Here is a 10,445-nt window from a genome sequence, read left to right as displayed (position 1 = left end):
GCCATGATCGAATGCCTCCGCGCATCAGCTCGCCGGTGAGGAGTGACCCCGTCGGCTCCATTCCTGGGCGAGCAGTTCGTACGAGCGCACTCGGTCCGTGTGGTCGTGGGTGATGGTGGTGATGAGCAACTCGTCGGCGCCCGCTGCCTCTTGGAGTTGTTCCAGTTGGTCGGCGACCCGGCCGGGTGAGCCGACGAACTGGGTGTCGACGCGGTCCTGGACCAGCGCGCGGTCCTCGTCGGTCCACACGTGGGCGCGTGCCTCGTCGGGGGTCGGGAACTGGATGGCGCCCCGCGCCGTGCGGATGGAGCGCACCCACAGGCCGTAGCCGGTGGCGAGTTCGCGGGCGGTCTCGTCGTCCTCGGCGACGACGACGTCCGCCGAGACGCTGACGTACGGCTTGTCGAGGACGTCGGAGGGCTGGAACGCGGCACGGTAACCGTCCGCCGCCTCAAGGACGGTGGCGGGGCTGACGTGGTAATTCGCCGCGAAGCGCAGTCCGTTGCGGCCCGCGACCTCCGCGCTGGTGCCCCCGCTGCTGCCCAGGATCCACACCTCCACGTCGGCGCCCTCGCCGGGGACGACGTGCGCTTCGACGCCGTCCGGAGACCGGTAGGTGCCGGCCAGCAGCGCGAGGACGTCGTCGATCTGCTCGCCGTACTCCTGGGACTCGGCGTTGGGCAGCAGGAGCAGCTTGCGCTGGAGAGCGATCCTGGGCGAGCCGAGGAGGAACTCGAAGGAGAAACGGGGCGGGATGCGCAGCCCGTTGGGAGCCCGGCCGTCCACGACCGGGGTCGCCGACGGGAGCGGTGGCGACGGTCTGCCGCCGGAGCGGCCCAGGCCCAGGTCGAAGCGGCCGGGGTGCAGCGCGTCGATCAGGCCGAACTCCTCGACCGTGGACAGCGCGGTGCGGTGGCCGAGTTGGACGGCGCCGGAGCCGAGCCGGATCGTGGAGGTCGCGGAAGCCGTGAGCGCCAGGACGACCGCGGGGGACGTGCCCGCGACGCCCGGGTTGAGGTGGTGCTCGGCGAACCAGTAGCGGGCGTAGCCGAACTCCTCGGCCCGCTGGGCGAGTTGGATGGAGTTGCGCAGGGCTTCGGGTGCGGTGGAGCCGGAGGAGATCGGGACCAGGTCGAGGACGCCAAGAGGGATGTCAGGCATGCGCGGGCTCCTCAGCGGTGGACGCCTCCGGCAGTACCGGGCCCCAGGCGAACGGCGGGTCCGGGATGTCCTTGCGCAGCACTGGTGCCACCGCCGCCCCGAACAGCTCCAGCGAGTCCCGGTGCTGACGGTCCGTCAAGCCGCTGGCGTCCGCGTGCAGATGCAGCACCGTGTGACCGAACTGTTCGTGGTAGCGGTGCACCTTGTCGATGATCTGCTGCGGGCTGCCGATCAGCGCGGAGCTGCGCTCGACGTAGTCCTCCAGGGTCTCGAAGACTATGGGCAGGCCCACCTGCTTCTGGAAGGCGAGGTTGCTCTCGAAGATCGGGCGGTAGGCGGTCAGCGCCTCCTGGGTCGTGGGAGCGACGTAGAGGCCGGCCGTGCCCGCGCCCACCGCGATGTCCGCCGGGTCGTGGCCGTAGTACTCCCAGCGTTCCCGGTAGTAGCGGATCAACTCGGCATAGGGCTCTATGGGGTTGGTGACGTTGGCGGAGAACAGCGGGTCGCCGTAGCGGGCGGCCAGGTCGACGCTCTCCTTGCTCGTCGCGCTGCCGTGCCAGACGCGGATCGGCTGCTGGTACGGCCTCGGCCACACCTCCGCGTCCTTCAGCTCCGGGCGGAAGCGGGTCTTCGCCGTCGTCCTGTCCTGCCGCCAGAGCTGCCGGAACACCTCGTAGCTCTCGGCGTTGCGCTCCCACTGGTCCTCGGGTGTGACGTGGAACAGCTCGCGCTGGGCCGTGCCGTTGCCCTTGCCGATGATCAGGTCCAGGCGTCCGCCGGAGAGGTGGTCGAGCGTGGCGTAGTCCTCGTAGGCCCGGACCGGGTCGAGGAGGCTCAGCGTGGTGACCGCCGTGAAGAGGCGGATGCGGCGGGTGAGCGCGGCGACGTGGCTGAGGACGACGGTGGGCGAGGAGGAGATGAAGGGGCGCTCGTGCCGCTCCCCCACGCCGAAGCCGTCGAAGCCCAACTCCTCGGCGACCAGGGCGTTGTCGAGGACCTCGCGGAAGCGTTCGTGGGTCGACTTCTGTACGCCCGTGATCGGGTCGGGGCGGTGGACGATGAGGGTGATCGCGAGGAACTTCACGATGCCGCCCGTTCCTCGCGCACCTCGTCGGGGTGGGTGAGGCCGAGGTGGTCGCGGAGGGTCGGGCCCTCGTACTCGGTGCGGAAGACGCCCTGTTCCTGGAGCAGCGGGACCACCTTGTCGGCGAAGGGGTCGAGGCCGGTCGGCGTGATGTGCGGGACGAGGATGAAGCCGTCGCTGGCGTCGGCCTGCACGAAGTCGTTGATGGTCTTCGCGACCGTCGACGGGGAGCCGATGAAGGCCTGCCGGTTTCCGGTCTCGATGACCAGGTCGCGGATGGACCAGTTGTTGGCGGCGGCCCGCTCGCGCCACTCGCGCGCGGTGGCCAACGGGTCGCGGTACATGCGGACTTGGGCGCGGCCCTTGGAGATGTGGTTCTCGCTGACGTCCGGGTCGATGTCGGGCAGCGGGCCGTCCGGGTCGTAGGAGGACAGGTCCCGGTTCCAGACGAACTCCAGGTGCTTGAGGGCCGTGGCGCCGCTGACCTGCTGGCGGCGCACCTCCTTCGCGAGGTCTTCCGCCTCGGCGTCGGTGTCGCCGAGCACGAAGGTCGCGGCCGGGAGGATCAGCAACTGGTCCGACCTGCGGCCGTACTTGGCGAGGCGGGACTTGACGTCGGTGTAGAAGGCCTGGCCCTCGTCGAGGGTGCTGTAGCGGCTGAAGATGGCGTCGGCACCGGCCGCGGCGAACTCGCGGCCCTCGTCGGAGTCGCCCGCCTGGAAGATCACCGGGCGGCCCTGCGGGGAGCGCGGGACGTTGAACTGGCCCTGGATGTCGAAGTGGTGGCCCTGGTGGACGAAGGCTCCGGCCTTGGCGTCGGTCAGGAAGGTGCCGCTCGCCTGGTCGGCGAGGATCTCGTCGCCGTGCCAGGAGTCGAAGAGTTCGTTGGTGGTGGCGAGGAACTCCTTGGCCCGGGAGTAGCGCTCGTCCTGCGGAAGGAAGCCGCCGCGGCGGAAGTTCTCGCCGGTGAACGCGTCCCAGGAGGTGACGACGTTCCAGGCCGCGCGACCGCCGGAGAGGTGGTCGAGGCTGGCGAACTGGCGGGCCACCTCGTAGGGCTCGTTGAAGGTGGAGTTGATGGTGCCGGTCAGGCCGAGGTGCTCGGTGACGGCGGCGAGCGCGGCGAGGATCGTGAAGGTGTCGGGGCGGCCGACCACGTCCAAGTCGTAGATCTTTCCGCCCTGTTCACGCAGCCGCAGGCCTTCGGCGAGGAAGAGGAAGTCGAACTTGGCGCGTTCGGCGGTCTTCGCGAAGTGCGCGAAGGAGCTGAACTCGATGTGGCTGCCGGCCGCGGGGTCGCTCCACACGGTGGTGTTGTTGACACCGGGGAAGTGGGCGGCCAGGTGGATCTGCTTCAGGGGCTTGCTCATGTCGTACGGTCCTCCGGCTCAGGCGGTGGCTGCGGCAGCGGCGTAGCGGTTGGCGGGGCGGGCGAGCCCCAGCAGTCCGCGCAGGGTGTCGGCCTCGTAGGCGCGGCGGAAGGCGTCCCGGCGCTGGAGTTCGGGGACCAGGCCCTGGGTGATCGCCGGGAGGTCGTGTCCGGCGACGGCGGGCCGCAGCCGGAAGCCGGTCAGCCCTGCCGACTGCAACTCCTGGAGCAGGTCGGCGAGTTGGGCGGGCGTACCGGCGAAGATCCGGGCGTCGCTGATGTACGGCTCCCCCGCGAGGGCGTCGAGGCGCTCGCGGCGGGCGACCGCCGTGGCCTCGTCGTCGTCGAGGAAGACCACCAGGTCGCCGAAGATGTGCAGCGGCTCGTCGGCGCGTCCGGCGGCCTGCTGCTCGGCGCGGATCTCCGCGACGATGGCCCGCGCGTCGTCGGTGTCGTGCGGGGTGACGTAGCCGATGTCGGTGGCACGAGCCACCAGCCGGTACGGGATCGTCTGGTGGGCCAGGGAGCTGACGACCGGCTGGCCCTGCGGCGGCCGGGGGGTGATGGCGGGGCCCTTGACGCTGAAGTGCCGGCCCTCGAAGTCGATGTAGTGCAGCTTGTCGCGGTCGACGAAGCGGCCGGTTGCGATGTCCCGGATCTCGGCGTCGTCCTCCCAGCTGTCCCAGAGGCGGCGCACGACCTCGATGTAGTCGGCGGCCTCGTCGAAGTGCTCGGCGAGCCGCTGCTGTCCGGCCGGGGTCCGCAGGCTCTCCAGGCTGATCGGCTCGAAGGTGCGGCGGCCGAAGTGGTCGGCCTCGTGCGGCCGGGCGGAGAGCTGCACCCGGACACCGGCGCGGCCGGTGCTGACGTAGTCGAGGGTGGCGATCGCCTTGGATATGTGGAACGGCTCTGTGTGCGTGGACACCACCGTCGGGACCAGGCCTATGTGGCTGGTGAGCGGTGCGATACGGGCCGCGACGAGTACGGCGTCGAGGCGGCCGCGGACCTGGTCGGTGCGGCCGTCCAGCTCGCCGTACTGCGAGGACTGGAGGCCGAGGCCGTCCTCGAAGGTCACGAAGTCGAGCAGACCGCGCTCCGCCTCGGCGACCTGGTCGGCCCAGTACGCGGCGCTGAACAGGTCCCGGGGCCGGGCCACCGGCTCGCGCCAGGAGGCCGGGTGCCAGCCGGTGCCGTCGAGGGCGACGGCGAGATGCAGGGGTGAAGGGGAGGTCAATGACACGAGTGGTGCCTTCCTGGAGGTCCGTACGAGATCGCCGGCCCACAGAAGTGGGCGCACGGCGGCTGGGGAGCGCAGCGAATGGGGGTCCCCCCGGCCGAAGGTTGGGGGAGGCGTCAGGGGCGACAGAGCGCGCCGGCGATGCGCAGCAGATCTATGTGCTGCCGCGTGGTGAGTCGCACGTGGAGGACGGATGCGCCACACATGTGCTCCACCTCCACGGTTTCCGGCTTCACAAGGGACAACGGCACAGCTATGCCGTTTCTTCCGGGTCGGCGGCGGCGATCGGGCCGGTGCGCCGGACGAGCGAGAAAACCGTACGGGCGCGCAGCGTGAAGCCGATCGACTCGTACAGGCGGATCGCGTTGGTGTTGTTGGCCGCCGCGTGCAGGAAGGGGTGCTCGCCGCGTTCCTTGATGCCGGCCGCGACGGCGCGGACCAGGCGGGTGGCCAGACCCCGGCCGCGGTGGTCGGGGTCGGTGCAGACGGCACTGATCTCGGTCCAGCCGGGCGGGTGGAGGCGTTCGCCGGCGAGCGCGACGAGCCGGCCGTCCTCGCGGATGCCGAGGTAGGTGCCCAGCTCGACGGTGCGGGGCAGGTAGGGGCCGGGTTCGGTGCGGGCGACCAGGTCGAGGATCTCGGGGACGTCGTCCGGGCCGAGGAGGACGGCCTCGGGGTCGGGCTCGGCGCGCAGCCCGGTGTCCACGAGCTGGACACCCTGTCCGGAACGGACGATCTCCCAGCCGTCCGGGGTCTCGCTCACCCCGCGCACCGCGGCAAAGCCGCCGGGACCGACGAGGGTGGCCAGGTCCGCCCAGGCGCGTGGGTCGTCGTTGTCGGTGATGGCGTTGAAGCCGGCGACGTCGACGGGGTAGCGGGCGGCCCGGCCGACGCGCTCGGCGAAGTGGGCGTGCGGGCCGGTGAGCGCGGCCCATGCGGGGTTGTCCAGGATGTGGGAGGTGGTGGTGTCGATACTGGCGGTGGAAGACATCGGGTGACGGCTCCAGTACTGGTCGCGCGGGTGGGGACCCCGTCGTGAAGCGGCGGGGTCCCCTGGCCGAGAGGGTGGGTCAGGAGTCGCTGAGGGGCAGTCCGGGCGGGTTGACCTCGGACTTGGCGACGGCCTCGTTGGAGAGGTTCCAGGCGGCCAGCCACTTGGCGTACTGGCCCTTCTTGATCAGGTAGTTGATGGCGTCCGCGAGGGGCTTGGCGAGGCCGCTGTCCTTCTTCGCGGTGGCCGCGATCAGGCCCTGGAGGGAGGATCCGGCGCCGGAGTAGGTTCCCGCGTTGCGGACCGCCTTGGCCGTGCCCTTGGTCGAGGAGACCTGGTAGGCGACCGACGGGTTCGGGGTGAGATAGGCGTCGATCTTCCCGGAGGCCAGCGCGAGGTAGGTGCTGTTGTTGTCCTGGAAGTACTTGACGGTGAGCGCCTTCTTGCCCTCGGCGGCCAGCTTCTTCTTCCACTCCAGGAGGATCCGCTCCTGGTTGGTGCCGGCGCCCACGGCGACGGTCTTGCCGGCGAGGTTCTCGTAGTTGCCGTCGAAGTTCCAGGAGTTGTCGGCCTTCACCGCGAAGCCGAGGTTGTCCTCGCGGTAGGAGGCGAACTCGTACTTCGCCTTGCGCTCCTCGGTGTCGGTGACGTTGGAGAAGGCGACATTGACCTTGCCGCTGTCGAGGCCGATGAAGAGGTTCTCCCACGTGGAGTTCTTCAGGTCGGGCTTGAGACCGAGGACGGCCGCGACCAGGCGGGCGATGTCGGTCTCCGAACCGGTGAGGGTCTTCTGGTCCGAGCCGACGTAGCCGAGCGGCGGGGAGCCGGCGGGCAGGAAGCCGACGCCGATCTCCAGCTTGCCGCTCTTCGCGATCGCCTTGGGCAACTCGGCGCTGATCGACTTCACTTCGGCGACCTTGAGCGTCGTCTCCTTGGCGGCGCCGAGGGAGAGCGCGCCCACCGTGACCGTGCCGGAGGCGGCGTTGCTCGACGTGGTGGCCGCGTCGCTGTCTCCCCCGCAGGCGGCGAGCCCGCCCGCGAGGGAGGCGACGACGGTGCCGGCGGTGAGTCCGCGAGTGAGTCTGCTGCGAAGGCTGAGGGGAGACATGGCTGTTCCTAGGCTCGGTGTTGAAGGACTGATGAGGGTGAAAGAGGTGGGGCTCAGAGGACCTTGCTGAGGAAGTCCCTGGTCCGTTCGTGCTGTGGTTTGTCGAGGACCTCGTGCGGCGGGCCCTGCTCGACGATCTTTCCGCCGTCGATGAAGACGACCCGGTCGGCGACCTCGCGGGCGAAGCCGATCTCGTGGGTGACGATGACGAGGGTGGTGCCGCTGGTCGCCAAGTCCTTGATGACGGCGAGGACTTCGCCGACGAGTTCGGGGTCGAGGGCGGAGGTCGGCTCGTCGAAGAGGATGACGCCGGGGCGCAGGGCGAGGGCCCGCGCGATGGCGACGCGCTGCTGCTGGCCGCCGGAGAGCTGCCTCGGGTAGGCGCCGGTCTTCTCGGCGAGTCCGACGCGGCCGAGCAACTCCCTTGCCAGTTCCAGGGCTTCGGGCTTGCCGAGCCTGCCGGTGGCGACGGGAGCCGCGGCCACGTTGTCGAGGACGGTCAGGTGCGGGAAGAGGTTGAAGTTCTGGAAGACGAACCCGATCCGGCCACGTTGGGTGAGGATGGCGCGCTCGCTCAACTCTTTGAGCCGTCCGCCCTGTTGCTTCACTCCGATCAGTTCGCCGTTGACGCTGACGTAGCCGATCTCGGGCTTCTCCAGGTGGTTGATGACCCGCAGCAGCGTGGACTTGCCGGAGCCGGACGGGCCGAGGATCACGGTGACCTCGCCGGGCCGCACGGTCAGGTCGACGCCGTCCAGGACCCGGTGGGCGCCGTACCACTTGTGCACGTCGTGCACTTCTACGGCGGCGGGTGTGATGTCCGCGAGCGGTTCGGCGGTCTTCGCGGTCATATCGCGGTCTCCCTGCGGATGCGGGCCCGCAGATCGGTGACACCGGCGCGGAGTTTCTGGATCGGGGTGGGCGGCAGGTTGCGGGTGGCGCCCCGGGCGTAGTGCCGTTCGACGTAGAACTGGATGACGGACACGACGCTGGTCAGGATCAGGTACCAGACGGTGACGACCAGGAGTAGCGGCACGATGTCGCCGGGGTAGGTCGAGCCCATCGTCTGCGCGGAGCCGAACAGGTCGAGCAGCGAGACGTAGAAGACCAGCGAGGTGCTCTTGATCAGGCCGATCAGCTGGTTGACGTAGTTCGGGGTGATGGAGCGCAGTGCCTGCGGGAAGACGATCCTGCGGAACTGGTAGCTCTTCGGCAGGCCGAGGGCGGAGGCCGCCTCGTGCTGGCCCTGGTCGACGGAGAGGATGCCGCCGCGGACCACTTCGGCCGCGTACGCCGCCTCGTTGAGGCTGAGGCCGACGACGGCGACGGCCATGTCGGTGGCGAGCTTCGACTCGTCGAAGGAGAAGAAGGCGGGGCCGAAGGGGACGCCGATGCTCAGCGTCTGGTACAGGGCGCTGAAGTTGTAGAGAAAGATCAGCACCACGATGAGCGGGATCGAGCGCAGGGCCCATACATAGGTCCAGCTCGCCGCGCGTAGTACCGGGCTCTTGGAGAGTCGGGCCAGGGCGAGCAGGATGCCTCCGACGAGGCCCAACACCGCGCTGAGCGCCGCCACTTCGAGGGTGATGACGAGTCCGTCGAGGATCGTCGGGCGCAGGAACCAGTAGCCGAAGCGGTCCCACTGGTAGAAGGAGTTGGTGACCAGTCCGTGGATGAACTGGGCGACCACCACCAGCACGACCAGCGTGACGATCCACCGGCCGGGCCGGCGCAGCGGCTGAACTCGCTGTGCTGTCAGGGGTTTTGACGGGGCGTCGGCAGACGGTGCGTCGGCCAGGGACACGGTGGTTCCCGGGGGTTCAGTCATGGAGGGCTCCGGCGGAAGTCGGACACCCCGGGTCGCGACACCTGGGCGTGGCTGGCGCGACGCACACGGTGGGAAACGCACGGGACCGGGGACTGGGCGGACAACGGCACACCGCACGGGCGGTGTTCGTCAGGAACGCGGGACGCGAGGACTGGGGGAAGTCGTCAGCCTCGACAGCGGGCGAAGCCCGGCGCGGTACACGTGCTACACAGTGCGCTGTTGACGCGGAGCAGATCGACGGCGCGGTCGGCGACGAGAGGGTTCGTGCACGGCAGTACGCAGCCCGGGGAGCGGCGCGTCGCCGTCCGGAGAGCTGCGTACATGTCCGTCACCCATCACTGTTCCGGCCCTGCTGGGGGCCGCGCGCTTACCGAAACGTCATCCGGTCCGGTCGTCACCTGGGGCACCCCACCGCGTGCGAGGGTTGCCGGTCAGCAAGCCAGGGCTTGTCGCTGACACTCATGACCGTTCTAGGTCGCAAGTTAAGACAATTGTCCGAACGTATGTCAATGCCTGTCCAGCACTCGGACGGCGTCGACGGCGCTCAACTGCGGCAAGCTCCCGTTTCGTCCGCCGCGTGGGCTGCCCAGTCCAGGATCTGGACAGCGGCGCCGGCGGCCTCCAGGCCCCGGCAACGGGCGTGGTGGCGGCGGGCGATGCCGTCGAGGTCGAGGTGGGTGCCGAAGGCAGGATGGGCGGCCAGTCGGCGGGCGTAGGCCCACAGGTGGGGGTGGTCGGCGATCCGCTGCACGGCGGCGGCGTCCAGGTGGTAGCGGTGCACGGTGTCGAGTTGGACCAGTGACACCCACAACTCGACGTCGGCGGCGGTGAGTTCGTCACGGATCATGTGCTCACGGCCGTCCAGCCAGCGGTCCAGCGAACCCAGCGTCTCCAGCAGTCGGCCGAGCGCCTCCTCGTGCTCCTCCTGCTCGCCACCGGCCGCGCCGGCGCGCTGCGCGGCGTCCTCGATGCCCTGTGCGCAGAGCCGCTCGACGGCCTCGATCTCCGACTCGGCGCCGCACGGGTACAGCTGGGGTCCGCCCTCGCCGAAGTGCCGGGCGAGGTCGCGCGTGATGTCGGGGGCGTGGGTGCTGACGATCCGGCCGGACCAGTCGTCGCTGAGGACCGGCGCGGTGGCCGGTCCGGAGTAGCGGTGCGCGCTCGCCTCGTAGAGCGGACGCAGTGCGGAGTGTCCACCACTCGGACAGTCGGGTACGGCGGACAGGAACACGGCCGGACAGCTCTCGTCGAGGCCGAGCAGGCTGTGGGTGACGGCGATGCGCAGGCCGTCGGCGCAGGCGGTGGACAGATGGAGGCGGTAGCGGCGCGGCACGGCGTAGTGCCCGCTCCGCGCGTCACGGCCGATCCGGCCCCGGAACGCGGGGGTGGACCGGGGCGAGGGGATGGCGGCGAGAGGCGTGCTGGACATGGGACTCCCCGGGTACGGGCGCGTGGACGTACGCGCGGCGGAAGCGTCGTCGAGCGGTGGAGGGGCTCAGCGCAGTGGGCTCATGGCGCTGCAGACCCGCAGCAGATCGATGTGACGGCGGGAGGTCAGAAGGGGCGAACGGTCCACGCGAGAGGTGGTGACCGGCTCAAGGCGCCCCATGTTTCCCTACCTGTTCACTAGGATTCCCTACTGGAGTGTCGATCCGGTGCCGCCGGAG

Annotated in this window: 10 protein-coding genes and 1 riboswitch; all 10 genes read right to left on the bottom strand. The window is 70.0% G+C overall.

Annotation, left to right across the window (positions count from 1 at the left end):
- Positions 1–24: 24 nt before the first annotated feature.
- The 10 genes from ACIRRY_RS03705 to ACIRRY_RS03660 all read right to left on the bottom strand — a co-directional run bounded on the left by ACIRRY_RS03705 (position 25) and on the right by ACIRRY_RS03660 (position 10,387).
- Entirely contained in the window at positions 25–1,161 is a 1,137-nt protein-coding gene (locus tag ACIRRY_RS03705; protein WP_403967502.1) for an LLM class flavin-dependent oxidoreductase, read from the bottom strand.
- Positions 1,154–2,245 carry an LLM class flavin-dependent oxidoreductase gene (locus ACIRRY_RS03700; RefSeq protein WP_403967500.1) on the bottom strand — a complete coding sequence of 364 codons (1,092 nt, stop codon included), beginning with the start codon at positions 2,243–2,245 and terminating at the stop codon, positions 1,154–1,156. The genes ACIRRY_RS03705 and ACIRRY_RS03700 overlap by 8 nt, the downstream gene beginning before the upstream one ends.
- Positions 2,242–3,615 carry an NtaA/DmoA family FMN-dependent monooxygenase gene (locus ACIRRY_RS03695; protein WP_403967498.1) on the bottom strand — a complete coding sequence of 458 codons (1,374 nt, stop codon included), beginning with the start codon at positions 3,613–3,615 and terminating at the stop codon, positions 2,242–2,244. The genes ACIRRY_RS03700 and ACIRRY_RS03695 overlap by 4 nt, the downstream gene beginning before the upstream one ends.
- 18 nt (positions 3,616–3,633) lie before the next feature.
- The gene (locus ACIRRY_RS03690; protein WP_403967496.1) at positions 3,634–4,854 is read right to left on the bottom strand and encodes an LLM class flavin-dependent oxidoreductase; all 1,221 of its coding nucleotides are present in this window, start codon (positions 4,852–4,854) and stop codon (positions 3,634–3,636) included.
- Between the two features lie 250 nt (positions 4,855–5,104).
- Positions 5,105–5,842, bottom strand: coding sequence for a GNAT family N-acetyltransferase (locus ACIRRY_RS03685; RefSeq protein ID WP_403967494.1), 738 nt, complete (start codon positions 5,840–5,842; stop codon positions 5,105–5,107).
- A gap of 79 nt (positions 5,843–5,921) precedes the next feature.
- Positions 5,922–6,950, bottom strand: a complete 1,029-nt coding sequence (locus ACIRRY_RS03680) for an ABC transporter substrate-binding protein (protein WP_403967492.1) — start codon at positions 6,948–6,950, stop codon at positions 5,922–5,924.
- Positions 6,951–7,003: 53 nt separating this feature from the next.
- Positions 7,004–7,801 carry an amino acid ABC transporter ATP-binding protein gene (locus ACIRRY_RS03675; RefSeq protein WP_403967490.1) on the bottom strand — a complete coding sequence of 266 codons (798 nt, stop codon included), beginning with the start codon at positions 7,799–7,801 and terminating at the stop codon, positions 7,004–7,006.
- Positions 7,798–8,778, bottom strand: coding sequence for an amino acid ABC transporter permease (locus tag ACIRRY_RS03670; protein WP_403967488.1), 981 nt, complete (start codon positions 8,776–8,778; stop codon positions 7,798–7,800). Before ACIRRY_RS03670 ends, ACIRRY_RS03675 begins: the two co-directional genes overlap by 4 nt.
- Positions 8,779–9,136: 358 nt before the next feature.
- A riboswitch (SAM riboswitch) is annotated at positions 9,137–9,245 on the bottom strand.
- A 77-nt stretch (positions 9,246–9,322) separates the two neighbouring features.
- Positions 9,323–10,207 carry a glutathione S-transferase C-terminal domain-containing protein gene (locus tag ACIRRY_RS03665; RefSeq protein WP_403967486.1) on the bottom strand — a complete coding sequence of 295 codons (885 nt, stop codon included), beginning with the start codon at positions 10,205–10,207 and terminating at the stop codon, positions 9,323–9,325.
- A gap of 66 nt (positions 10,208–10,273) precedes the next feature.
- Positions 10,274–10,387 carry a putative leader peptide gene (locus tag ACIRRY_RS03660; protein WP_317880146.1) on the bottom strand — a complete coding sequence of 38 codons (114 nt, stop codon included), beginning with the start codon at positions 10,385–10,387 and terminating at the stop codon, positions 10,274–10,276.
- Positions 10,388–10,445: the final 58 nt, after the last annotated feature.

The organism is Streptomyces sp. NPDC101776, from assembly GCF_044766845.1.
Taxonomy (GTDB): domain Bacteria; phylum Actinomycetota; class Actinomycetes; order Streptomycetales; family Streptomycetaceae; genus Streptomyces.
This window is presented reverse-complemented; position numbering and strand designations above follow the sequence as displayed.